We start from the raw sequence: 25446 nt of genomic DNA on the forward strand, positions 1-25446 counted from the left end.
AGGCGGTGGTGACGGCGGCGCGCTCAGGCGCGCGGGTGGGCGAGGCGGTAGGCCTCGCGGATCCGCTCGGTCGAGACGTGGGTGTAGATCTGCGTGGTGCCGAGGCTCGCGTGGCCGAGCAGCTCCTGGACGGCGCGGAGGTCCGCTCCCCCGTCGAGCAGGTGCGTCGCCGCGGTGTGACGGAGGGTGTGCGGGCCGGACGGGCCGGAGCCCTGGCCGCCGTCGAGGAGCCGGGCGACGACGCCGTAGACGGTGCGCGGGGTGAGGCGGGCGCCGCGACGGCCGAGGAGGAGGGCCGGGGTGCTCGTCCCGGTCGCGCTGGACTCCGCGTCCGGGAGCAGCTGCGGGCGGGCCTTCTCCAGGTAGGCGATGAGCGCCTCCTTCGCGGGCACGCCGAACGGTACGACGCGCTGCTTGCTTCCCTTGCCGGTGACGAGCACGGTGAGCCGGCTCAGGTCGAGGTCGCCGATGTCGATCGCGACGAGCTCGGAGACGCGGATGCCGGACGCGTAGAGGAGCTCGATGATCGCGAGGTCGCGCAGGGCCACCGGGTCCTCGGTCGCCCCGCGCGCCGCGACCACGTCGATCAGGTGCTCGGTCTGCGGCTCGGTGAGCACGCGCGGCAGCGGGCGCCCGCCCTTCGGCGTGCGCAGGCGCGCGGCGACGTCGATCGGCAGGCGCTCGGAGCGCTGCGCCCAGGACGAGAAGGAGCGGACGGCCGCAGTCCGCCGGGCGAGCGTCGCGCGGGCGACGCCGGTCTGCGACTCGTGCCAGAGCCAGTCACGGAGCAGCTCGAGGTCGAGCTGGGCGAGCATCGGCTGCTTCCGGCTCGCGGCGAAGTCGATCAGCGTCGAGAGGTCGGCGCGGTAGCCGCGGGCCGTGGCGGGTGAGAGGGAGCGCTCGTCGAGGACGTAGCGGAGGAAGTCCTCCACGGCCGCCGCGAGCGGCTCGCCACGCGGGGGCAGGCCTGCGGGAGGAGTGTCAGCCATCGGTGCCCGGCATCCGCGACCACAGGTCGATGCGGCCCTGCTCGTCGAGGCTCTCGAGCTTCTCGATCAGGTCCGTGCCGAAGCGGGTGGCGATCGGCGCCGTCGCGCTGGGGACGAGCGAGGTGACGACGGTCTCAGGGTGCACATGGACGAGCGAGAAGCTCTGCGCGCCGTCGATGCCGGCGAGCTCGCGCTCCGGAGCGCCGAGGTCCATCGTGTAGCTGGTCGCTCCGGCGACGAAGACCGGGACGCCGGCGAAGGTCGCGGCCGTCGGATAGTGCAGGTGCCCGCCGAGGATCGCGCGCACGTCGGTCCCGCGCACCACCTCCTCCAGCCGGTCCATTCCGCGGAGCTCGAGCACGGTCATCGCGCCGAGCGGCGTCGGCAGCGGCGGGTGGTGCAGCGCGAGGATCGTGCCGAGTGGAGCAGGCGTCGCGAGCTCGGCTCGGAGCGCCTCGAGCTGCTCGCCGGTGAGCGCGCCGTGGTGGTAGCCCGGCACCGCGCTGTCGAGCGCGATGAGCCGCAGCCCGCCGAGGTCGACGACCTGGTCGATCGGGGTATCGATCGGCGCATCACCCGCCTCCTGGTCGAGGAGCACCCGGCGGAACGCACCGCGCTCGTCGTGGTTGCCCATTACCCAGACGATCGGGCAGTCGAAGCGCTCGCCCACGGGATCGAGGACGTCCCTGACCCGCCGGTAGGCGTCCTCCTCACCGCGATCGGCGACGTCCCCCGTGACGACGATCGCGTCGAGCCGACCGCCGCGCTCGACGAGCCGCGCGACGGCCTGCTCGAGCCGGGAGACGGTGTCGACGCGCCCGTAGAGCGGAGCGCCCTCCGCGAGGAAGTGCGTGTCGCTGAGGTGCGCGAGCACCCGGTCGGCGGCCCGGAAGTACCCGAGCTGCGGATGCTCCGGCTGCGTCCTCGTCGTCGTCTCGTCACCCATGCGGCTCCCCTCGCTGCTTGATCGACAGCGTAGGGCGCACCGCCGACAGCGCCGGCAGCGAACGGCGGCGGTCGGTTCGAGCGGCGGCTCCCCCAAGGCGTGAACTCGTGTGGCCGACCGTCGTCGCGCTGCCGTGGACGGCGACCGCGACGCCGATCGGCGCCGCTGATCCTCACGCGGCTGCCCGCCACCTCCCCTCCGCGTCGCGCTGGACGAGCCCGCCCGCGAGGCAGGTCCCGAGGACGTCGAGGGTCTCGGGAACGGACAGACCGGAGCGCTGAGCGAGCAGCTCCGTCTCGTGCGCGCCCTCCGCTCGAAGGACGTCGAGGACGCGCGCGGCCGTTCGCGTGACGTCCGGCGCGGTGGCGAGCACCGCGGACATGCCGAGCAGCTCGACGACCTCCGGAGCCGACGTCACGCAGGTCGCGGCGTACTCCCGGAGGAGCCGATGGCAGCCCGCCGACGAGGCGCTCGTCACCGGGCCGGGTACCGCGCCGAGCGGCCTTCCGAGCGCCGCCGCGTGGCCGGCGGTGTTCAACGACCCGGAGCGGGCTCCCGCCTCCACGACGACCGTGGCAGCGGTCGACGCGGCGATCAGCCTGTTGCGCTGCAGGAAGCGCCAGCGCGTCGGAGTGGTGCCCGGCGGCACCTCCGTCACCACCGAGCAGCCGGGCGTCGCGATGACGCGGTGCAGGAGGTCGGTGTGCGCCGTCGGGTACAGCCGGTCCGAACCACCGGCGAGGAAGGCGACCGTGCGCCCGCCCGCACCGAGTGCCGCCTTGTGCGCGACCGCATCGATACCGAAGGCGGCACCGGACACGATGAGGACGCCGCGCTCGGCGGTGCCGGCGGCGAGGTCCGCGGCGACGTGCTCGCCGTAGCCGGTCGCCGCGCGGGCCCCGACGACGGCCAGCCGATGCGGAGCGGCGAGGGCGAGCGGATCGCCGCGGCTCCAGAGCACGAACGGCGCGTGCTCCCCCAGGTCGGCGAGCGGCTGCGGCCAGCCGTCGCAGCCCGGCAGCAGCAGTCGTGCGTCGAGACGGTGCGCGATCTCCAGGCGGCGGAGGAGCAGGGCCCTGTCGACCCGGGCGCGCCAGCGCGCCAGACCTGCGGCGAGGACCCGCGTTCCGCTGCGGGAGTCGTCCCCGTCGCTCTCTCCGTCGCCTGTCGAGTCGAACGAGTTCTCGGAGCGGCCGGTCTCCGCGGCAGCGTCATCCGCGCATCCGGTCCCCCTCCGGCGCACGTCTGCTGCCGACTCCGCGAGGATCTCCCCCGCCGACGCCGTCCCCACGACATGGGCGAGCGCGCCGCCTGCACCGAATCGCTCGATCAGCGTCCCGGCCACCGCATCGCCCGGTTCGGCGAGCGAGGACCACGCCGCGCGCGCGAGCGCCTCCACCGGATCGGACTCGCTGTCCTCGGGAAGCAGCCGCCGTGCAAGGCGCGTCTCGGTCCGGTCGAAGAGCTCGGCGACGGCCGTCACGAGCCCGCTCCCCGCAGAATCAGTGCGCGGGCGAGGTGGCTCGCAGCGGGGCGGTCGATCTCGTCGAGGTCGGCGAGCGTCCAGGCGAGGCGCAGCACGCGGTCGTAGCCGCGCATCGTCACCAGCCCGCGCTCCAGGGCCAGGTCGAGGGTGCCCGACTCCCGGGCGGTCGGGCGCTGCGGGGTCGCGCGGAGCCACGCGCCGTCGACCTCGGCGTTCACCGACCACGGGGTGCCTGCCAAGCGCGCCCGAGCGCGGGCCCGCGCGGCGACCACCCGAGCGCGAGCCTGCGCCGTCGAAAGCCCAGGCTCGTCGCGACGGACGGCGAGCTGTGCCGCCCCGATGCGCCGTACGGTCAGCCGGATGTCGACGCGGTCGAGCAGCGGACCGCTCAGCCGCGCCAGGTAGCGCCGCCGCACCGGCGGCGAGCACGAGCAGATCTCACCCCGGATGCCGTGGCGCCCGCAGGGGCACGGATTCGCCGCGAGCACGAGCTGCACGCGGGCCGGGAACTCCGCCATGACGTTCGCACGGTGGATGCGGATCACGCCCGACTCGAGCGGCTGCCGCAGCGCGTCGAGGGCAACCGCGGAGAACTCCGGAGCCTCAGCAAGGAATGGAAAGTACACCCCAGTGGGGTCTTAGCCTAAACGTGTACGCCTTCAAACCCGAAGAAGTGCTTCCGTTGACCGAAACAATGGTTAGCGGGTAGGGCTCAGCTGCCAGCCTCTGATCTCGCACTGCGCGTCCTCGTTGTTGCCAGCCGCGAGCACTGTGCCGTCAGATCGAAGGCCGAGCGTGTGGGTGGAACCCGCGGACACAGCCACCATGTCACGCCACGCGGCGACGTCGCATTGCCCGCGACTATTGTCGCCGGACGCGAGGACTCGTCCACCTTCTCGCACGGCAACCGTATGAAAGCTGCCCGCCGATATGGCCGTCACGTCACGCCAGGTTGACGTTTCCTCAACACCTGCCGTCGCGTCGCCGGTCGCGAGCACCCGTCCGTCCCGGGTGAGGCCGATCGTGTGGAGGTAGCCCGCAGCCACCGCGCAGAGGTCGCGCCATTCGACAACTGCGCACTGCCCTCGGCGGTTGTTTCCCGCAGCGGCGGCGGTACCGTCGGCTCGGAGGCCGATGGAGTGCCAGTCGCCAGCCGCAGCGGCAACCATTCCGCGCCACTCTTCGACGTTGTTCGCTCCCTCGTTCCGGCGGCCGGCCGCAAGTGCTGTGCCATCTGCACGGATGGCGAGAGTGCGCCGCCAGCCGGCGGCGATATTCACGACGTCGGTCCAGTCGTCGACGTCACACTGCCCCTCGTTGTTCCACCCAGCCGCGAGCACCGTGCCGTCTCTGCGCAGTCCAACCGTATGCGAACGCCCAGTGTTCGAGGCCGTGTGCACATTGCCCGCTGCCACCGCGATGATCTCAGTCCAAGCGTCCACGCGACGCTCTTCCGAATTCGGCCGGCCCGTGGTGAGCGCTGAACCGGACCCGGTGACGCCAACCGAGTGCCGGCGGCCGGCGGCGATGTGTGCGCGAGGATTCAGCGATGCCATCTTTGCATCGTCTCAGGAGTTGCGCCCGACACTCAGCCCCGCAGCGGTTGTGCTCGCTGTTTCTGCGGCCCGCGTAGTTGGGCGATCGGCGACTACGGATGGGTTCCAGGATAAGTCGTCTCGCGAAGTTGCGGCAATGGCGTCCACCCCGACAAGAGCCTCTGAGCGAATGAAGGAACATCCCTACTAACCAGCCCAGCCGCTCTTGGAACGCTCGCGGTGGGTTGATGCACGCGCCACGCCGATTCCGGGCAGGGCACGAAAGGACACTGCGACGTGAGCTTGGACCGCGACCTATGTGGAGCTCAGCTGGTGCTTGATCCTGCCGGCCTCATCTGAACCATCACTTCATAGGCGCTTCGAGCGGCTCATCGAGCTAGCTCGGCCGGAGTTCGACAATGTGGCGGGCGTCCGCCGTAGAGTATTTCCCAATACGAACGCACGTTCGCATGCGTCGTTTTCGCTCCGGCGCGAAACCGCCGTCCACCGGTGCCAACGACGCCATGCAGGAGCCTCCCGATGAAGATCAAGACCCTCTACGTCCGGTTCTACAAATCGTTCAACTACGACTACCTCCGCAAGAGCCACCCGAAGGCCGTACCTGACGAGTGGGACCGACTACCAGAGTCCGGGTTGTTCTACCCGTTCGTGCGCGTCACCATGGAGCCCGGGATCACGACGGTCGTCGGCGCGAACGAGTCCGGGAAGAGCCAATTGCTCGGCGCCATCAAGTGCCTACTGACCGGTGAGGACATCGAGCGCCGTGACTTCTGCCGCTACTCGCAGTTCTTCACCGTCGGAGGCGAGATGAAGAAGCCGGAGTTCGGCGGCGAGTTCACCGACCTCAGCGACGAGCAGGTCACCGCGGTCCGGTCGATCGCGGGACTAGGTGAGTCCGTCAAGATCGAAATGTTCCACTTCTTTCGCATGAACACCGGTGCCGTCGTTTACGTGAAGAACGGGACTGACTGGACTGAGATGAAGGTCAAAGCCGCCGAGATCAAGTCGCTGGGCCTACCGACGTTCTTCCTGATTGACGCGAACACGCCGTTGCCAGACAGCGTCCCGCTGGCCTACTTGACCGCCACGGACAAGGCGAAGAAGGCGCGACCGCGCAAGAAGATGCTCCGCTGGATCGAGAACATGATCACGAACCCCGACTGGTTCGGCAGCAAGGAGACGATCGACAAGGCGACGCCGCAACTCATCGAGAACTACGCCGCGTTCAACGCGGTCGACGAGGTCGACGACGAGCACCTAATGAAGCGCCTCGAACTGGCCGAGAAGTTGCTCGTTCAGGTCGCAGGCATCGGCAAGGACGCGTTCGAGCAACTGAAGACAGCCGTGAGGAACCATGACGGCTATGCCAACGGCATCGTGAAGAAGATGAACGAGGACCTGGCAAAGGCGCTGAACTTCCCCAAGTGGTGGTCCCAGGACTCCGAGTTCTCGTTGACACTAACCCTGCGCGACTTCGACCTGGTCTTCACGGTCCGGGACCGCACCGGCAGCGAGTACGCGTTCAGCGAACGCAGCGGTGGGATGAGTTACTTCCTGTCCTACTTCGTTCAGTACCTCTCACACGTCCCGACCGGCGGGCAGGAAACATTGCTGATGGACGAGCCGGACGCGTACCTATCGATGCTCGGCCAGCAGGACCTGTTGCGGATTTTCGACTCGTTCGCTTGGCCGGAGGACAAGTCGGTGCGGCAGATCCAGGTCGTCTACGTGACGCACTCGCCGTTCCTGATCGACAAGAACCACAGCGAACGGATCCGCGTCCTTGAAAAGGGTGACGGCGAGGAAGGCACCCGCCTGGTCGCGAACGCGGGCCGCAACCACTACGAGCCGCTCCGTTCCGCCTTCGGCGCTTTCGTTGCCGAGACAACCTTCATCAGCAACTGCAACCTGATGCTCGAAGGTCAGGCGGACCAGGTGCTGCTCGCAGGCATCAGTTCACTGGCCCGCCGGTCCGGAAGCACTGGATCGACGCTGAATCTGAACAGCTTGTCCTTGGTCCCATCTGGCTCGGCCGAGCACATCCCGTACATGGTCTACCTAGCCCGGGGCCGCGACGTTGACACTCCGGCTGTCGTGGTCCTGCTCGACGGCGATGGCGAGGCTGACGGCATCCGCGAAGAGCTAAAGAAGGGCTACCGCGACAAGAAGTACGTCGACGATGAGTTCGTGATCCAGTCCAGCGACATCGACGTCAACGATGTGACAGTGGCAACCGACGCTATTCGCGAAATCGAGGACCTAATCCCGGTCGACCTGGTCATCATGGCGATCCGGCACTACGCCGCCGAGGTCCTATCGCCCCAAGAGGCCGCCGAGGTCGCCGCGGCTGTCACGGCCGTGCCCGTTGCGGCGGGCCAGAAGGTTTTCAAAGCAGCCGAAGCGGCGTGCAGGGCGGCCGGTACGAAATTGCGGCTCGACAAGGTCGGATTCGCGCGAGCGGTCCTGCACTGCTTGGAGCACGAAGCGAATCAGGACCTTAAGGCACTTACCACCGCGAATTTCGAGCAGTTGTTCACTCGCATCGATAAGGCGCAACGCCAGGCCGTCCGCTCAAATGGTCGTGAGCGCGTTCGCAAGACGCTGACCCGTCACAAGGACGCGTTCTTGCGAGATCACCAGGCGTCGGCATTGCGCCGCGATGTAGAGGGTCTGCTCGAAGACATAGAGCACCAGCTGACGGAGGTCACTGACGAGACCGAGCGCGTCCGCAAGGACATGCGTCTGATTCGCAGGGATTTCGATCTAGCCGCGGAGCCCGGCTCGGTTGTCGAGAACTACGACGACTTCAAGGAACGACTCGAAGCGCTCCCCTACGGGGGAGTGCAGGCGGTTCAGGCCTCCTAATCGGTGCCGGCATCCACACGATTACCCAGTTGTCTCAGGATCGTCCTGACGAACGGAAGAGACACTCGTGGTGCCAGGCATCATGTAGTGCCGGACTTTCATCTCGCGCATGACGGACGTATCAGACCCCTATTTGGGACGCCCGTCGGGCCCCCTTGACCCCCAGGTGCCAAGACAGTGCCATCGAGGCCAACACTCGCGTGATTCCGGACCTCAGATCATGCAGAGCACGTCGCGAGATGCATGGTTTGCATGATTCTGGTCCCCCTCTGGTCCCCCGAGAATCCGAACTTCGCGCGTCCAAACCATCGAGCAAGGTATCCGGCGCGGCATCAGCGATTCCCTCACCAGGCAGCCGAAGCGTGGGCTCTGTGCATGATGTAGACAAGGTTGCGTAAGGTTGAATGACTTGACGTAGGATGGGGAACCATGAGCAATGAGTACGACGACTATCTGACCATCGCGCAGGCCGCCGCCTATGTGGGCGTCTCGGCGGCCACGTTGCGTCGGTGGGATGCGGCAGGCACGCTGACCGCCGTCCGTCGCCCCGGCAGCCAGTACCGTTTTTATCGCATTGCTGACCTGGAGCCGTTTCGCCTTGAGTACAACACCGCGGAGAAAGCCAAGGACGTGGTCGCTGGCTTCTTCGACGCAGCAGACGCAACGATTAGCGGCAACCCGCAGCTGCGTGAACCTCAGAAGGAGGCCTACGAAGCCGCCATCGAGCACTTCGCTCAGAAGACGACGCCGGCGATCATCCAGCTACCGGTCGGCTGCGGAAAGACAGGTGTCGCGGCGATCCTCCCCTTCAATCTCTCACACAAGCGGACGCTCATCATCGCGCCGAACACCACCATCCGGCAGGGTCTCTACGCCGACCTGAACATCTCGAACGCCTCCTGCTTCTGGAAGAAGGCGGGCGTCCTCGACTCCTTCACGTCCGGACCGTTCACGGCGTTGGTCGACGGCCCGAAGGCCAACATGGACGACTGCGTCAACAGCCACATCGTCGTCGCCAATATCCAGCAGCTTGCCAGCAGCGCCGATCGCTGGCTATCGCAGTTCCCGAACGACTTCTTCGACCTAGTGATCATCGACGAGGGCCACCACGTCGCCGCCGAGAGCTGGCAGAAGGTCGTGCGGGCGTTCCCCCAAGCGCGCTTCGTCAGCCTGACTGCGACACCTTTTCGTGCCGACAATAAGGAACTGCTCGGTGACCTGATCTATCGGTACCCCTTCGCTCGAGCCATGCTTAACGGCTACATCAAGCACATCGTCTCCGCCTCAGCACATCCAGCCGAGATCACCTTCACCGCGCGCGGCGAAAGCGACACCTACACGCTGGACCAGATCCTCGAACTCAAAGAAGAGGCCTGGTTCCGTCGCGGGGTCGCGCTGTCGGACGAGTGCAACCGCCACATCGCCGAGAAGGCGGCTGAGAAGCTCCAGGCGCTCCGGGCGGCGACTGGCTTCCCTCACCAGATCGCAGCGTCAGCGATGTCGATCGATCACGCCGATCAAGTGCGCGCGATCTTCCAAGAGATGGGCCTGCAAGCAGAGACCATCCACAGCAGGCTCGCTGACGACCGGAAGGCCGCGGTGCTCGCCAAGCTCCGCAACAACCAGATTGACGTCATCGTGCAGGTGGCCATGCTCGGCGAGGGATTCGACCATCCCCCACTGAGCGTGGCAGCCATCTTCCGCCCCTACCGTTCTTTGTCGCCTTACATTCAGTTCGTCGGCCGCGTGATGCGTACTGTCGACCTAAACGACCCGAACAGTCCCAACAACCAGGGCTTCGTGGTCTCCCACGTCGGCCTCAATAACGAAGAGCAGTGGAACGAGTTCCGCGACCTCGATACCCACGACCAGCAGATCGTCCGAGGGTGGGCCCGTGGAGAAGGAGCCGAATCGACCGGACGAAACGGCAACCGCGATCCCGAACAGACGGCGCAGCGCTTCGACGACCCTGTGGCCCAGGACGAGCGCCTCAGCCACTTTCTCAATCGCTCGTTCCTAGACCCCAACGACGATCGGGTCATCGACGAGATGCTGGACGCCAAGGGACCGGGCGGCTTCTCCTTCCGCGAGCTCGGCATCACCGCGGACATGCTGCGGGCACAGTTGTCTCACCGCAAAGAGCACGAGGAGGAGCCCGCCGACTCGGTGCCGGTCCAGCCACAGGTTAGGCGTCAGACACTGCGGGCCCGGCTTGACAGCCGCTCAAAGTCGATCCATCAGCGCATACTCGTCGACCTCGGTCTCGCCCGCGCCGGCTTCGACGTCAGCAGGGCCATCAAGGGAGCGCGCGGCAACAACGCCGACGCGCTTTACGTCCTGCTGAACCGGGAGATCAACGCGTTCGCTGGGCAGGGAAAGAAGAGTCGAGACAAGTGGACACTCGACCAGCTACAAGCCGCCTATGACTCGCTCGACGAGATCGGAGACCAGGTGGCCGAGATGATCAGAACAGCGATCGAGGAGTGAACCGATGGCCGCGGTAAAGAACATCCTGAAGCACGTCAGCGCGGAGACAGCGGGGCGACGACGGAAGTGCTACCGGAAGAAGACGCACGTGATCCTGAAAGGTGATCCATGCCTCGTCGTCCGCGACGGACCGCAGAGCCAGACCACGTATTGCACTCTCTGCGCCTCCGAGATCCTGGCGCAGGCGGACAAGTCGCTCACGGCGCTTCATAAGCGCTTCGCAGCTCTCAACGACGCGGGATCTCAGGCATGATGGCAGCCAATGATGGTGTCGCTGAGAATGTTGACGGGTGCGAACCGGCACAGGGCGTTTCGGAGGTGGGCTGACTCAGGGTGGTATCGCCCGGATCGTGAAGAAAAGCGAACCACATCAGCGAGGTGATCGCGGACACACGCGCGAGCTGGTCCCGATCGTTCGGGTCGTCCGCACCTGGCGCACAGCAGATGTCCGATCCTGCGCCTCAACGAAGTGCGGGCGGGAGCGTGGCGGTGTGTCAACTCCCCCGGTGTATGGCAACGACCGTGGATGGTTGGAAGCGGATACTGGAGGGGTCTCCTACGATGGTATACATCATGGATTCGGGAACGTATCCGGGTGTGCGCAGCCAGCCTTGGACACGCGCTTTCTGTCCTCGTTCGTCCGCGATTTCGAGGAGGATCGCTTCGGCATCTTCGTAGAGGTGTGTGGAGCGAAGCCGTCCGGCCGACCGTCGACCCATGAACTCCTCGATGGGTGGTGTTCCTTTGGCAGCACTGGCGGCCCATTCCATCAGTTTCCCGTTCCCGTAGATGATGTCCGTGATCACGTTGTTGGTCTGCACGCGGCGCCAGACGTCCATGAACGTGGTCTGCGGGATCGTTCCCGCGATCGCCTCGCTCATATTTGCCAGCAGGCGCGTCATGAAGACGGAATTGTGGTGAACGCCGACGGGAACAAGGGTGCTGAGCACGGCTCGTGCGCCGGCTCGGACGAGGAGGTCGGCGACGGCGACGGGCCCTGCTCCGCGGGGACCGGAGTGGCATGCGCTCAGAATCACGAGTGGTGGCATGGGTCCGAGGTCGTCGCCGGTGCTGTGATTTTCGCCGATGGCGAGGCCCGCCATGTTGGCATCGGCATCGTAGACACCGTGCGCGCTGAGGACGAGGACCTCAGGGCGGCGAGCGGCAATCGCGTTTGCAACGTCTGCCGGAGTGGACGCATCAACGATGTCGACAGAGATGGATCGGGCCGGGTCGGTGAGGTGCGTGGCCGCGGAAGTCCAGGCTTGCCGGGAGGCGACACCGACCGGGTCGGTGGCGGGGATGCATTCGACGACGAGGATACGCATTCCCTCGCTGAGGTCGACGGGGTGGTCCGGGATGAACTCGATTTGGAAGGCTCGGGTGAGCGGGTTGATAGGACGGTAGGCGATCGGGACGAGTGCGGCGAGCGGAGTGGAGTGGCCGGGCAGGCGTACGAGCCCGATCGGGAAGTTCGTGAACGCGTCGATACGGGACGCGGTGCGCAGGATGTTGTTGAACCTATTGGTGAAGAAGGGCCGCATTGCTTCGTCGAGCTTGGCGCGAAGGCGTGCTTCCTTGGCGGGCGTTATTCCGCGGTTCGACCGTGCGCTATCGATCCAGTAGCGTTCGAGGTCGGCGAGTGCGAGGAACGCCGCGTCGGGGATGGGGTCAGTGATGACGCCGACGGAGTTGTCCCCGGCAGTGTTATGCGCGACAAGCAGGCGGAGGACATCCGGCGGGTCGCCGGGCGCGGTGCCCGGTGGGGTCACGGTGGGCTGTGTAGCGAGCGTGGGAGATGTTGTTCGTGTCTCTTGCGCGAGGCGGCCGACGAGACGCCGATAGCGAGGAGCGACGCCGGGCATGCCGAGGGTCAATGGCACGTTGAGGTTGCGTGCGGCTTGGGCGAGTTCGACGTCCACCACTTCTCCGGCGTCGGCGATCGAGTAACCGTCATCTTCCAAGTTGGCCATCGTGTCGAGGAAGGCGCGCCAATTCAGCAAGTTGATCGCTCCGTCGTAGAAACTTGCGTCGTGTGTCCATGTGGGTGCTCCGGTTCTTTCGATGGCTTTCAGGAGCCGACGGAGCGCGAGCGCGGAACCGTTTGGGGCGATGGTTGGGGACCACTCGGGCGGGCGCGGATCGAGCGAAACCCCGTGGGGGAAGTCAGACTTCCAGAGGTCGCTGATTGTCTGCCAGTGGCTTTTCAGCATCGCGGCGTTCAGGTCTCTGACGCGAACCGGTGGGAGCGCGAATCCGCCGTCTCTGGATGCAGCGGTCGCGGCGGTGAAGTTGTCGTCATCGCTGATGATCAGCATGGGTTCCCCGAGTCGAGTGAGCCCGGCGAGCATCATCGGGTTCTGGATCGCGTATGCCGGCACGGGAAAGATGAGGTGTCGGCGCTTTTCGCGGAGTTGGTCGCGAATAGCGGACATGTAGGGGATATCGACGGTGTCGAATCGGGTCGAGGGCAGGTGGAGGGCGTACCAGACCGCGGGCAGGATTGGCACAAGTTCGGGATCGAAGCTGACCGCGGGGTCGTCCACTCCGGACGGAAGTGTGTGTGCGATGGGTTTATACGCCTCGTCCTCGGTACTGCTGACAGGGCACACAACGAGATAGATAGGTCGCGGGTAATTCACGCGGGTGCTGCCGGCCTCTGACTGGAAGTCGTCGCTCATTGCGCGGCCTCAACGAGACGGCGGTCTGGACGTACGGCGGCGTGCGGACCGCTGGAGCGCGGTGAGGACCCGTCGCATGTGGATACCTGTTCGTCGTCGTTAGCCTTGCCGCGCTTCGGTGCGGGTGCGGGTGCGGGTGCGGGTGCGGGTCTAGGTTAGCGGGCACGGTGGCACCCGCGTCAGCGTGTCGGCTTGGGCCAGCTTATGGACGGACGAATTGCCCGGCTAGGGTGACGAGACCGCCTCCTGCATGCGCGCAACCCGGTAGTCCGCATCCTCAAAACTGTCCTCGATGTCCGCGATGACGACGGCTGTGCCGTAGACGACTGCAGCGTCGGCGCCCGGTACTGCCGCTTGCTCCGCGTCTAGCAACAGCGGGCTTTGCAAGCTCGCGATCTCGTCCCATCCAGATCGGCCTCCTTCTGCCGAGTCCTTTGCGGTCGACAAGTCATCAGTGATCGCTGAGCCGATGACCGTCAGAATGTTGCTGAGCGCGGACACGTACTCGGTCCCGGCGTGAGCGGAGGTGAGTTCATCGATCTGCGCTTTGAGACCGACAAGACGGTCCCAGGATTCTTCAATCACCCGTCCTTCCTCGTCGGGAATCAGAGTGCTCCCGCGGACCGCAATGACCGCCGCGATCGAAGAGAGACGGCGAGCTTGCTTGAGGTAAGCCGCATAGGGATCAGAAATTGGGGTCGGAGCGATCGAGCCTGCGAATGCGGAAGGCGCTCCACGATCGCCAAGTGGGATCACCCCGTGATGCGCAACCTGGAAGATCGAGGAAGACAAGTAACCATCGGCTGAGCGCAGTCCAATCCATAGACGTCGGTCTGGATGTTCGACAGCAGTTCTCGCAGCATCGGAGAGAGATGCGAGACCATTTAGATGGGCGAGGAGGCTCTCTCCGTCCACGATGATCGCTATGTCTCCGGGCGGCCAACTCATCATCGATTGTTCGGAGGAGCTCGGCACTACAACGACCGCGTACCCCGCGCTCGCGAGCGCAAGTCGCATGCGTTCAGCCTCTTTGTGCAAAGCTGCGGAAGAGCGCTCGGTCGCAACGGTGGCTGCTGCGGCAATCCGAGCGGTTCCCGTGTGTCGCCCAGCAGCGGCCCGCATGGATACACGCATTGATAAGTCCGATCCAGCGCTGGCGGATGCGACCATTCGCAATTGGCGAAGACAGTCAAGTAGCTGAGCGCAATCGGGCGGGTCAGGGAGGTAGCGATATCGGTCGAGTTCAATCAGTGCACCGACCTTTGGGATGAGACTGTCGAGCGTTCCGACAGTCAGAATGGGGCGCCGCTCGGCTACATCTGCCCGTGCAAGATTTGGAATGACTTGCTGGAGCAGCATTCGCACGACGGTGACGGCATCGCTCTCGACGGGGTAGTCACCGAGAGCGCCAGGCACTTCGTCCATGTAGCCCTCGTCCGCCGGAGAGTCCATCTCGGAAAGCAGCGCGGAGACCGACTCGAACCGGCGAACAATCCCTTGAGGCACAGCTCGATCACCTAGGTGGGCGATCGTGATCTCTGGGAGCAGATCGAGGAGCGCCCCGAGTGCTTTTGCCTCGGCCGCAAGCTTGGACGTCAACGTGCCCGCGCCGTACTTTCGCGACAAGGCTCGAGCCTGGGCTCTGTTATCGGAGACTTCGAGGGCATGGGGCAGATTCTCGCGGGGAATCGCTTTGTCAACGAGCGGGTAGTCACCGACCTTTGCCAAACGCCCGAGGGCATCCACCGCACCCACCCGGGCGATCAACGCTGTCGGCGCAAGAGCGAGGGCTAACCGGCACACATCAACGACAGCCTCGTTCTGGTTCGGCTGTAGCTCCTCGTCGACGAAGATCCATCTGCCATCCACCCCGTCGGCCACGCGTTCCAGCGACGCTAGCCACGGTGTCTCTGTAGCGATCCTGCGCAGGAGGAACTGCTCGCCGCCGGCTGCTGTCACAGCGCGTTCCGCAAGCTCAGGTGCCGCGCGGCGCAACGCCTCCGTCATGTCGGCCGCGTCGTGCAGCGGCCATACCGTCAGGCGCGCACCGATTGCACCCGCCGTGGCCTCCAGGGCCGCAACGCCAAAACCGCGAAGTACGGTGATTGCCTGCAAAAGGAGTTGGGTAGCCTCATCATCGGGGACCACAGCGGTCGTGAGTTCCTCGACCAGCGTCGTGTCGATCTTTCGCCACAAGGGTCGCAGATCCGGATCGGTCGGGACGCTGCGTAGCCGCTCGACGGCTGCCCCGATCTCAGATTTGAAGAGCTCTTCTGTGTCGGGGCGCGGCTTGGTGCGGGACATCGTAAACGCGGTTACAGCGTTGCCAGCATCAACGTCACATTCATCGAGGATGCGCTTCCAGTCGTCGGCCCGCCTTCGAAGTCCATCAGAACGGAAAGCGGATGCGACTGCGATGAGCGTCTGGAGGGTGCGATCGTGTGTGATGCGTTCGGTTGCGGCCTGGATCATCACGGCTTGGTCAGCCCCGGACTCAAGTGCTCGTCGGAGGAACCGTGCGAGCTCAGCGCTGGCCACCAGAGGGACAATGCGCTGGAGGGTCTCCTGCTGTCCAAAGGGGTTAGATGCCCGGGCGAGTGCTGCGGATCGGATTTCGTGCAGCGGCCGCATGAGGTTGCCCGAGTCCTCAACGATAAGGTGCTCGTCTATGAGGCGGCGGCTGGCAGCGACGAATGCGCCGTGATCGGTATCCAGAGCGGATTGGATCGCGTGGGCAGGGACGGCGACGCCGTATTGGTTGGCACACGATGCGAGCCGGAGGATCTCAAGCTCAAGATGTCGACTCGGGTCTGCTTCGCGTGCGGCGACTTGCGCGCTGACGACAGTGGCGAGATTCACACCCTCGGTGAGCAGCGTGACGTACTCCAGTAGAAGGCCGCCTGCTCGCTCGGCTGGTTCCCGCCATCCGGCCCATTCAGTGAGATTGTCCGCCCGGTAGTCGCGCCAAAGCTGCTCTGCAAAGCTGTCGTCAAGTATCGGCGTTATCGTGGCGATGGCCGACAACAGCGGCACAGGGAAGCGGTCTTCCTCTCGAATCGAAACAATGGCGATCACGTTCGACAGGTCAGCGAGCCGTCTCAGTAGTCGATCGAGGAGATCTGGGTCGTGGCGCCCAGCGTCGTCGATGAGGACTCCCACTGGCGCATACGCACTCGGCCGCAAAGCCTCAATGCGCGCGGAAAGAAGTGCGACAGCATCGCGCCCTGTGCGCCCCATTGGTATCAGCGAGTGAACATGCTGCCAGCGATATAGCCTCCGCGTTTCGTACGCGGCTGCGTACGCGAGTGCGCTCTTGCCGCTGCCGCTTGGTCCGGCGATGACTGCCAACCGGCGGGTCGCCGCGACGTCGACCACCTGCTGTGTGAGTTCAACACGAGGCACGAGCAACCCGGCAACGACGTGAGAAGCTCCCACGTGCACGCCCTGCCGCAGGTCCGAACCATCAGCAGATGACCCCCAATCGATTGCCTCGCAGATCCCCAGCGACCTTGCCTCATCGAGCAAGTCGAGGTCGACGGTCGCAAGGACCTGGTCTATGAGGACATCGATGCCTGCGATGTCCACGGCCGCTCGCTTCGCGATATCCGGGTCCGCGTTGGCGTCGCTAGCCTGACCCACTTGGGTGCAGACGGCAGCCACAATGATCTCCGCAAGACCATCCGGAAAATCACGAGCCCCGGCAACGATGCTGATGGCCTGCGCGTGCGGATCAGAACAGATTACAACTGAGGTTGAGGCCGTAAAGGCAACCAAGTCCTGGTCGTTATCGAAGGAGAGAGCATCGAGTTCCTTGGCCAACTCACGCGAGGCACTCGAGCCGGGCTGTGCAGCCTCACTCCCCCACTCGGGAACTGGGATTCGAGCGACCGGGCGCTCAAGCAAGAGGATGGTCTCGGCCGAGAGTTCGGCTTCCTTGCGCTTCATCCAGGCCTTCGCGACGGAACGTAAGTCTTTTCGCAAATCTGTAGGGGCGAAATCGCCCGCGCTCTCGCGTCGCGACTTAACCTGAATGAAGAATGAACCGCTCGACGACTGCACTGAAATGTCGTCAAACTCTTCGGGTGTCACGACCGCTGTCGCGTCACCCTCGCTCCACAGACGCAATACAACAAGTGTGGCGACCAGATCCTGAAAACGAAAACCGCGCCCGGCACGCGCACCCGCCCGGGAAGCAGCCCACAACGCAGCCTGCGAGTCGGACGGCACGCTAGCTAACGCTGGGCTGACAGACGGTGAGGCCTCCCGTTTCTGGCCGCGGCGCTCTTGCGCAGCAGCTCGTCGGCGCGCTTCGGCATTCGCGCGCTCAGAGCTTCGACGAGTCATAAATTGGGGGTATCGACGACTGACGATGCACCCAAGTGTGCCGGATGTAGCTCGTTGAGGATGTCGGTACTCACAGCAGTGCAGTACCTCCGAACGTCACGAACATGTCATGCGCCATCGATCTCGATTGGAAGCTGAAGGTCAGTTGCGATCGGCGTGTAGAGATCGACGTCTTGTTCACGGGACTTGAGGGAGACGATCAGCGAATAGCGGACAGGAAGGTTGAGACGGTCTTTGCGATGGTTGCGTTTCCACCACCCGCCAACTGGGTATACGCCGATCACTCCGCTGGCCGCCAGTTCTTGTCCAGATCCTTCCCAGATGTCTTGGTGGAGGGAGCCAAGGTTGCGCTGATTCGGTCCGATGAACCACCGATCCGAGCCCGATGACGGGGCGCTGCGAGTCGATTCTTCGTCGTCTTCAGCGTCGCGGTTGATGCGGGAGATGAACTCGGTCTCGGTCTCGGTCGGTGACTTGAGCTCGAACCGAAGGAGATGTGAGGCGTAGGAGTATCGCTGCCTCCAACCTCTCCTAGAGGCGGACGGTTCAACAAAGTAGGACAACGTGACCTTGAGTGTGACATCGCCGGCACCGATACTCTCGAGCACTTCGACGGGCCACGGCATCGCGTGGAGTCTGAACCTGCGCATCTTGTATTCGTTCCCCTCGAACGGGACGAACGTGTCTTGTGTGACCAAGGTGACGGACTGTCTGGATGAACGAAGCACTGCGTCCTCTGTCGGCACTCCCCACCCGTATCGTCTCAGTAGTTCGAGCTTGGGTTCCTTCTTCGTGCCGGTCGCATCGAATTCGGCCCGCATCGCGGGTGTCCAGTCGGCGGCATGCACAAGCAGACCGCGAACAGTCTCTGGCCAATAATCCGGGTAGTGAGCCATGGTGAGCGCCGCCAAGCGGGCTGCCTGTGCCGTGGCGGCGCTCGTTGCGTTGGCGGAGGTGAGTGCGAGGTCGTTGTGTATTCCTGTTGAGCGCAGCGAGAGCAATGGGTGACGGTCTTCGTATCCGGACCCGCCGTCGGTGAGGACGTTCCCGCCTTCGAAGCAGATGTCTGGCTTGATCGGCCATCTGCTCTTGCCAAACGGGAGCGAAGTCCGACTGTGAGGTGACAGCTCACCTTCTCCGGCCATCGCTGTCCATCCCGAGTACTCCGGATCGGTCGGCAAAGTCACGAGATTCGTATGGGCGCCAACGGTCAGAGCGTTCCAGGATTGCGCGGGATCTTCGACGCCGGATGTGTCGGATTCGAGGCGGTGATCCGGCTGGTAGCTGTCGACGTTGCCTGTGGCAATGACGAGTAGTCGACTAGCATCACGGTCGGGTTGGGACAGCAGTTGTAGTTGGTTCCCATCTCGGATGATGTCTGTGCCAACCGCGAGCGCGTCTACTGTCGCGGACCAGAGTGTTGGGACACCTGGACGGTCCGGATCGCTGGATATCGGCATGCAGAACACGCGTTTGCGCTGTGCTGCGATCTCGGCCAAGGCGACTGCCTCAACAGTGACCGTTCCGTAGTCGAGGGGGTCGGTGTCGGGCTCGTCAGGTTCCGGGAGGATTCGGACTGACTCAAGTCGGTGATGCAGCTGAACCGTTCCGGTCCCAGTAAGGAGATCGTCCAGCGAGCCGTACAGCGCGAGGCCGGCCATGGAAGTGCCGTGGCCTTGCCTGTCGTTTCCTGAGGCCCCGATGATCGTGTGGAGATCTCCGGAGTCAAGGGAGTTCGAAAGCAGTCGGTGTGTCCGGGCTACTCCCGTATCGAGGTGGCAGACCGCCGGAGCGTCCTTCGATGCTGAGACCACACGGGACGCAAGGTCGTCGACGTACTCATCCTGTTCGCTAGGGCGTAGGTCTTCGATCGTGTCGACGAACTCGGGACGGCGAATCTCCGCAATCGGGACGTTTGTGAACGGCAGGATTTCGAGCTGTTTCCATGTCGCCTCGATCCACACGACGACTCTGTCGTTCAGAGCAAGTGAGCGGTCCAACAGTTTGAGTTCGTAAGCTGACGCGAACCTTTGAAGGGCGTCGATGCTCTGCTCTGATGGATCTAGCCAGAGTTCCCACCAACGGGATCCAGACTTTGGCGGTTCGCCGTCGGATTGCCAGAGGTCCTCGAGAATGGCTTGGCGGATCCTGGAGATATTGGCGACAAGGGCTCGGTTTGCGGGGTTCCCGTCTGGCGTCTCCCACTTGTCTTCTGATGCCTTCGTGATCTTCTTCTCGAGATAGTCCTCGAATATCTTCAGGAACTGAGGACGATAGGTGTCTGCCACCCAGACGATTGCCCGCTCTGGCAGAGCATCTGTTGCTGGTTGCACCGATAAGAGCAGCCATTGCGGCACTTTCGGCGTCTTGCGGTGTCGCGAGAAAGCCTGAAGCGACTCAATCTTCAGCGGGTAGGCAGCTTCTTCTCCTTCCAGAGTGATGACGCTGCCGAGGGCCTTCAGTTCGTCGGCGCTGAGGCTTGTATTGCGTCGCTCGTCATCGCTGTCAGAGAAGGCGTCCTGAAGCTGTCCCTTGATGGCGAGACCGTGGGCACGGTACTCAACTGGGCGAATCTTGGGATTGCCCTGCCCGCCACGGGAGAAGTCCTCATTGCGTGCTCGGTCGAGTACATAGAGGTGGGTGAGATGTCGGAGCTCGTCAGCCAAGGCTCGCCGTTCGCCGGGTGTCCAGCGCAGCGATGAGATCGTTGGCGGTGACGAGTGAGTCGCCCCGCATCAGGACGGATTTGGCGGACGCCTCGGCGGCCTTGACGAGGTCTGCGTGGCTGAGTCCCTCGATGTGCGTGTCGACGTTGTCCCAGCGCATTCCCTTGATCAGTGAGCCCAGTCTGCCCTTGATGACGGATCGAGCCTGCATCTTATCGGGGAGGTGATAGGTGAGGACCATGTCGAACCGCCGGAAGAGCGCTTTGTCCAGAATGGAGCGGTGATTGGTAGCTGCTATCACGATGCTCTCTGGGCTGGACTGTTCGAGGAACACCAGGAACGAGTTCAGAATTCTCCGGGCCTCCCCGACGTCGTTACCAGAGCGGTCAGCTCCGAGAGCATCAAACTCGTCAAACAGATACACGCCGCGACGTTCTGCAACCGCGTCAAATACGAGTCGCAGCTTGCCTGCGGTCTCACCCATATATTTGCTGAGCAAGCTATCGAGCCGAATGGTGAACATAGGTAGAGATAACTCGCGCGCGAGTACGGCGGCGGTCATAGTCTTTCCGGTGCCTGGCGGTCCCTCAAGGAGCAGTCGATGCGTGGGGTCGAAGCCGTGTTCGAGCAGAGTTTTTCGCTGTCTTTGCTCCGCGATTACCTGCTTGAGCCGCTCCACGAGTTCGCCTGGCCCAACGAGGTTCTTCAGGGCCACTTCCGGGTGTGTGACCTCGATCAGATCTGCCAGGTCGCCGCGTGGCTTGGCAAGCTTGGTGACGTTGCTACGGGGAGTTGACTGCCGAGAGGCGTCGACGGCCTTCTTTATGTCGTCAGCAAGCAAGTGGTGCCCTTGACGTGCTTCTCGTGCGGCGACTTGGAGGGCGACCGAGTAGAACGCTGAGTCGTCACCGGACGCGTGACTGCGGACCATGGCAGTGATGTGTTCCCCTAAGCCAGCCATCACGCCTCCTCGCAGCATCATTCCATCGGGTAGAGTCCTCCCCGCTCATTCTAGGGTGCCGGCGCCGTCGAACTTCGGAGCGCCTCGGGGCCTGCAACCAGTGTCTAGCCGACCCCCGACGTCGCGGCGAAGGTCACGGTCCTCCCCCACGGCGGCCGCAAGATCTCTCGACACTCACCCGGCCCTGCCAAAGGCCCGCTCAAGATGCTCGGCGGTGGCGGGGTTCACGGTCTCGTTTCGCTGGATGTAGTGCTGCATCTTGATCCGCGGGTCGGTGTGCCCGAGGAGTTCGGAGGCGAGGAGCGCGCCTTGGGCGTCGTTGGCGACGGTGGCGACGGTGCGGCGGAATCGGTGCGGGGTGACGTTCTCGATTCCAGCGTCATCCATCACTTCGCGGAGGAGCCGGCGGATGTTGTTCGTCGTGTGCGGTGTCCTGACTCGCGTGCTGAAAAGCAGCGCGCCTGGTTCGGTGTCGCCGCTACGCAGAAGGCGCGAGTGGATCGCCTGCAACGCGAATGACGGCAGCGCGACGCGGCGAACCGAGCGATCCGTCTTCGGGTGTTCCTGCCGGTGCGTCGTCTCGCCCTTGCGGCTGATGATCGTCCCGGCGATCCGTGCCGTCGGGATCGGGCCGTCCAGGTCGAGGTCCTGGAGGCGGATGGCGAGGACTTCGCCGATGCGGGCGGAGGTGCCGAGCATGACCTCGACGATCTGCCCGAGTTGCCGATCCGGCCTCGGCCCCGCCAGTATCCGACGCGACTCCCATGCCTTGATCGCTGCCCGAATCTCGTGCACTTCGGCGATTGTGAACGCGTCGGGGATGGTCTTCTTCCGGTGCAGCCTGGAGACGTGGTCCATCGGGTTGCGGGGCAGGATCTCGTGGCGGACCGCGAGCGCGAGGGCGAGCCGGAGGACGACGCGGGCGTGCTTGGCGCGGCTGTAGCTGCGTCTGGCGAGTTGCTTGAGGAAGTAGTCGCAGCGGGCGACCCCGATCTCCCGGAGCGTGAGGTCCTTGAACACCGGGAGAACGAGGGCGCGCATGTCCCGCTCGTACAAATTCCTGGTGGTTCTTGAAAGCCGGTCTTCGATCTCCATGTCTTCCATCCAGTAGGCGACGAGTGCCGGGAAGGGGCTGTCGGCGCTTATCCCGTTGAACCCCGGCTGGTACAGGGAGCGTTCGGCGAGCTTCTGCTTCAGCCTTCGCTCGGCGGCCGAGCGCGAGGACCCGGTGGCCTGGACGAGCCGGCTCTTGCCGTGCCAGTCGCGGTAGCGGGTCTTCGCGACGTGGTTGCCGCTGGGCTGTGCGCTGGTGGCGATGACTCCGAAGGTGCCGATCGGGGTTCGAGACCTACCCACGCGCGCTCCCCGCACCGCCGGGAAACGTGGCGGCGCCGGCGGGTTCGCGCATGGCCTCCATCCAGGTGCGGACATCGCCGACGCCGAACATGATGCGCTTCCCGAACCGGTAGGCGCGGGGGCCCTTTCCGTTGGCGCGCCAGTCATAGATAGTCGAGACGGGGACGCCGAGGTAGTCGGCAAGTTGGTTGATGTTCAGGAGTGGTTCCAGCCCGTGGGAGCCGGGCTGTGGGTCATCGTTCATCCCTCCAGTCTCGAAGCCCTCGGCGTGCGATGCTGTCGTCGGCGGGTACCGGGCCTTGCCCGAAGCGGATGACGAGCGATGACGTCAGTCAGAGGGAGCCTGCGGCGCTGCTGATCCCACTCCCCCGAAGGGCTCGACCTTCGCGGTGTTCACGCAGCCGGGTTCGAGCCAGGAGTAACAGGCTCACCGGGCCGATCGCGATGAACTTGAGCGCGTTCCAGCAGAACAGCAACACGAGCAGGTTGAGCCAGCCCGGGCCACCGTCTGCGATCAGGTTGACGCAGATGCTCGCGGCGAGCAGGTAGGGCGCAGCCAAAAGCATCGCGGGGACGCCCCATTTCAGGCCGCGGCGGGTGCGGATCAGGTCCAGCAGGATATTGGTGGGCATGTAACGCCGAAGGAAGTAGCGGGTGCGGACGCTCAGCGCCCAGAGCAGTCGAAGCATGGTCGGGCCTCTCATCAGGTGTGTCTCTCCGTCGAGGAGGTAGATCTTGATGAGTGGCCCCGAAGGGAGTGTCCCGAAGGACCTGCGCGATGTGGAACGCTGCCTCAAGTTCAGGGTACGACGCGCCGCAGACGTCCGTAAGGGGGCTCACTCCCCCGTATACGGCGCCGGCAACCCAAGATCTCGGGGCGGGTGCCGGCGCTCAGACTTTCTTGGCGAGTTCGAGGAGATTGCGGATGGCGGTGTTGCCGTGGCGTCCGATCATGTGTCCGGCGAGGTCGTCCGGGTCCAACTCTCCGATCTCGCGGAGCCTGCGGAGGTCGCGGAGCGCGTCGCGCTTGCCGTAGTCGTCATGCCAGCCGTTGTTGCCGTTCCAGTCGATCCGTTCGTAAAACTTGATCGCGTCGGCGGAGAGCGCCGGGGCGAGCTCTTCCTTGGTGTCGAAGTGGACGGCATGGTTGCGGCGGCCCATCCGCTGTGATCATAAGAAGCCCATTCGAGCACCTGCTTCTGGCCGATGAGGATCAACTTTGAGAGCAAGACCAACGGGGTCGTCGTAGACGGGGAACGTGGCAACTGCCGCGAGCGAAGATCTGACGGCGTTGCGGTGGTATGCGTCCGCGTCTAGTTCGGGAAACTGGAGCCCAGGATGATTCGCCAGAGACGCTTCGCTTCATCGTGATCCCCTCGGGCTTCAGCTTCGGTCGCTTTGCGGGCGCGCTCCGCCGCCGAGCCGAGTCCTTGGATCACTTCCTGGCGGGCGGTCCAAGTGAGATAGCCGCTGAGGATTCCGGACTGACCGCCAGGATCACTGACGTCAAGATGCGACGGCGCCCACTCGAAGAAGCTAGCGAGCGCGCTCTGCCTGTTGCCACCGAGTGTCTTGAACGTCCTCGCGGCGATCGTTTCCAGGTGGAAGGAACGGAGCCGCTTCGAGTGCGCGCTGTTCCACTTCTTCAGGAGCCGCACCAGCGTCGCCAGGTTGTACCCGAGGTCGGCGTGTTTCTGGGCGAACCATGCGTTCGCCACGATGGGGGCCGTGTTGATCCACCCGCCATCGCCGCCTGGCAGTCCGTAAACGTCGTTGCCGTGAGAGAACACGGGAGCCACATCGACATGGCCGCCGTTGTTGAAGAAGATGCGGACGGCTTGTCCGCGAGCGCCTACCTGCGCCGTCGACAACCCGTTGTAGGCACGGCGTACGCGGTAGAGGAACGCTTGCGAGTCATAGCGGTAGGTGTTCCATGCACCGTTCACGTTGGAGAAGACCGCCAGGACGTCGATGTCGTCAATAGGCCGGACGATGGTGCCCTTCGCGGCCGAGCCCATCAGAATCGCGCGACTGAACGGCAGATCGCTCGTGGCAGGGAAGGCAGCGGTGAGGTTCTCCACGACACGGTCTGTGCGTGCGTTGATGATTGACGTCTTCTGGTAGTCCGTGACCGAAATGTCGGTCACAAACTGTGCCATCGCTTGGCTTGTAGTAGTCATTCGCCCTCCGCGCGCGCACGCTTGCTCAGCTGCGAGGCAGCGGACGACATGGCCGCCTCGTTCTTTCCACGCTGAAGCTTGTAGATGAGGTCTGGGACGGTCGGGGCGTCGCGGCGCAGTTCGAACAGCGACTCTTGCCAGACGCGCAGGTTCTCCCCGGTGATCGGTTCGTCCGTGTTGCCGATCCTGCTTTCGATCTCTCTGTAGAGGGCCTCACGATCCCTGGCTGAGCGAACAATCCCAACGATGTATTCAGTAACGTCGAGGAACGCGGGCAGCAATGGCAGGACGACACCGAGCAAGAAGGTCACGAGCGTCAGCCCGGTGACGACACAGATCGTGGTGAGCGCCCCCGCCCAGATCACGGCGACCACCGACCAGATGATGCCGGTGAACCGCAGCAAGCGGTAGCTGTAGGCGGCGTTCGAGCGTTGCGCGATCGCGACGGCGACCGCGCCGGGATCATCATCGGCGACGACGTACCATCCGAGCATCTTCTCGCGCGCGGCGACGGCGGCAAGCTCAGAATCGGGCCCTGCAGCGAGGGAGATGTCTTCAAGAGACGGGAGCTTTGGGCGCGGAGTCCCCGCCGACATCTCGTAGACGTAGAAGTCGAACTGCTCCTGCACCGCGGCTGCCTGTTCGGTGCTCTTCTTCTGGACATGCATCAGCAGCGTGCGTCCCAGGAACAACCACGCTCCCGCGATGCTCCCCAGCACCACGCTGCTCTGCGGCCAGATCACCGCGACGATCGGCGCGGCCAACCCGATGATGAGCATCCCGAACCAGCGGATCGAGACCCACCGCTTCGCGCGTGAGTAGAGGCGCTTCTGAGCGATCAGCAGGCGCAGCGCGTCGAGTTCATCCTGACGGCGGAGAAGCGTCGCTCCTGTTAGAGGTGGCGTGTAGTCATTGGACTCATTCATAGC

Annotated in this window: 18 protein-coding genes; 3 read left to right on the plus strand and 15 right to left on the minus strand. The window is 64.4% G+C overall.

Features of this window, described 5'->3' with window-relative positions:
- Nucleotides 1-23: 23 nt before the first annotated feature.
- From MT351_RS06570 to MT351_RS06595, 5 genes are all read right to left on the minus strand, one after another.
- Nucleotides 24-989, minus strand: coding sequence for a tyrosine recombinase XerC (locus MT351_RS06570; RefSeq protein WP_132437834.1), 966 nt, complete (start codon nucleotides 987-989; stop codon nucleotides 24-26).
- The gene (locus MT351_RS06575; RefSeq protein ID WP_132437833.1) at nucleotides 982-1935 is read right to left on the minus strand and encodes a phosphodiesterase; all 954 of its coding nucleotides are present in this window, start codon (nucleotides 1933-1935) and stop codon (nucleotides 982-984) included. The genes MT351_RS06570 and MT351_RS06575 overlap by 8 nt, the downstream gene beginning before the upstream one ends.
- A gap of 172 nt (nucleotides 1936-2107) precedes the next feature.
- Nucleotides 2108-3418 (minus strand): DNA-processing protein DprA, encoded by a 1311-nt coding sequence (gene dprA / locus MT351_RS06580; RefSeq protein ID WP_243581622.1) that lies wholly within the window; start codon nucleotides 3416-3418, stop codon nucleotides 2108-2110.
- The gene (locus MT351_RS20405) at nucleotides 3415-4047 is read right to left on the minus strand and encodes an ATP-binding protein (protein WP_374204755.1); all 633 of its coding nucleotides are present in this window, start codon (nucleotides 4045-4047) and stop codon (nucleotides 3415-3417) included. Before MT351_RS20405 ends, dprA begins: the two co-directional genes overlap by 4 nt.
- Nucleotides 4048-4119: 72 nt before the next feature.
- Nucleotides 4120-4977 (minus strand): chromosome condensation regulator, encoded by an 858-nt coding sequence (locus MT351_RS06595; protein ID WP_243581623.1) that lies wholly within the window; start codon nucleotides 4975-4977, stop codon nucleotides 4120-4122.
- Nucleotides 4978-5496: 519 nt separating this feature from the next.
- Here MT351_RS06595 and MT351_RS06600 point away from each other — a divergent pair.
- The 3 genes from MT351_RS06600 to MT351_RS06610 all read left to right on the plus strand — a co-directional run bounded on the left by MT351_RS06600 (nucleotide 5497) and on the right by MT351_RS06610 (nucleotide 10582).
- Entirely contained in the window at nucleotides 5497-7842 is a 2346-nt protein-coding gene (locus MT351_RS06600; RefSeq protein WP_243581624.1) for an AAA family ATPase, read from the plus strand.
- A gap of 429 nt (nucleotides 7843-8271) precedes the next feature.
- The gene (locus MT351_RS06605; RefSeq protein WP_243581625.1) at nucleotides 8272-10329 is read left to right on the plus strand and encodes a DEAD/DEAH box helicase family protein; all 2058 of its coding nucleotides are present in this window, start codon (nucleotides 8272-8274) and stop codon (nucleotides 10327-10329) included.
- A gap of 4 nt (nucleotides 10330-10333) precedes the next feature.
- Complete coding sequence (locus tag MT351_RS06610; protein ID WP_243581627.1) at nucleotides 10334-10582, plus strand: hypothetical protein; 249 nt, start codon at nucleotides 10334-10336, stop codon at nucleotides 10580-10582.
- A 241-nt stretch (nucleotides 10583-10823) separates the two neighbouring features.
- Here the strand turns inward: MT351_RS06610 and MT351_RS06615 are convergent, their stop codons facing one another.
- The 10 genes from MT351_RS06615 to MT351_RS06660 form a co-directional block, all read right to left on the minus strand.
- Nucleotides 10824-13010 carry a CHAT domain-containing protein gene (locus tag MT351_RS06615; RefSeq protein ID WP_243581629.1) on the minus strand — a complete coding sequence of 729 codons (2187 nt, stop codon included), beginning with the start codon at nucleotides 13008-13010 and terminating at the stop codon, nucleotides 10824-10826.
- Nucleotides 13011-13235: 225 nt separating this feature from the next.
- Nucleotides 13236-17237, minus strand: a complete 4002-nt coding sequence (locus MT351_RS06620) for a dsDNA nuclease domain-containing protein (protein WP_243581630.1) — start codon at nucleotides 17235-17237, stop codon at nucleotides 13236-13238.
- Nucleotides 17238-17461: 224 nt separating this feature from the next.
- Nucleotides 17462-20020 carry a S8 family peptidase gene (locus MT351_RS06625; RefSeq protein WP_243581631.1) on the minus strand — a complete coding sequence of 853 codons (2559 nt, stop codon included), beginning with the start codon at nucleotides 20018-20020 and terminating at the stop codon, nucleotides 17462-17464.
- Entirely contained in the window at nucleotides 20013-20861 is an 849-nt protein-coding gene (locus MT351_RS06630; RefSeq protein WP_243581633.1) for an AAA family ATPase, read from the minus strand. The genes MT351_RS06625 and MT351_RS06630 overlap by 8 nt, the downstream gene beginning before the upstream one ends.
- 294 nt (nucleotides 20862-21155) lie before the next feature.
- The gene (locus MT351_RS20240; protein ID WP_243581634.1) at nucleotides 21156-22337 is read right to left on the minus strand and encodes a tyrosine-type recombinase/integrase; all 1182 of its coding nucleotides are present in this window, start codon (nucleotides 22335-22337) and stop codon (nucleotides 21156-21158) included.
- On the minus strand, nucleotides 22330-22581 hold the full coding sequence (locus MT351_RS06640; protein ID WP_243581636.1) for an AlpA family transcriptional regulator: 252 nt from the start codon (nucleotides 22579-22581) through the stop codon (nucleotides 22330-22332). The genes MT351_RS20240 and MT351_RS06640 overlap by 8 nt, the downstream gene beginning before the upstream one ends.
- An 88-nt stretch (nucleotides 22582-22669) precedes the next feature.
- Nucleotides 22670-23026 carry a sulfate permease gene (locus tag MT351_RS06645; protein WP_243581637.1) on the minus strand — a complete coding sequence of 119 codons (357 nt, stop codon included), beginning with the start codon at nucleotides 23024-23026 and terminating at the stop codon, nucleotides 22670-22672.
- 202 nt (nucleotides 23027-23228) lie between these two features.
- Nucleotides 23229-23498, minus strand: a complete 270-nt coding sequence (locus MT351_RS06650; protein WP_243581638.1) for a hypothetical protein — start codon at nucleotides 23496-23498, stop codon at nucleotides 23229-23231.
- A gap of 152 nt (nucleotides 23499-23650) precedes the next feature.
- Nucleotides 23651-24517: a hypothetical protein gene (locus MT351_RS06655; RefSeq protein ID WP_279398108.1), complete on the minus strand. Its 867-nt coding sequence runs from the start codon at nucleotides 24515-24517 to the stop codon at nucleotides 23651-23653.
- Nucleotides 24514-25443 carry an S-4TM family putative pore-forming effector gene (locus tag MT351_RS06660; RefSeq protein ID WP_243581641.1) on the minus strand — a complete coding sequence of 310 codons (930 nt, stop codon included), beginning with the start codon at nucleotides 25441-25443 and terminating at the stop codon, nucleotides 24514-24516. The genes MT351_RS06655 and MT351_RS06660 overlap by 4 nt, the downstream gene beginning before the upstream one ends.
- Nucleotides 25444-25446: the final 3 nt, after the last annotated feature.

Source organism: Rathayibacter sp. VKM Ac-2926, from assembly GCF_022815565.1.
Classification (GTDB): domain Bacteria; phylum Actinomycetota; class Actinomycetes; order Actinomycetales; family Microbacteriaceae; genus Rathayibacter; species Rathayibacter festucae.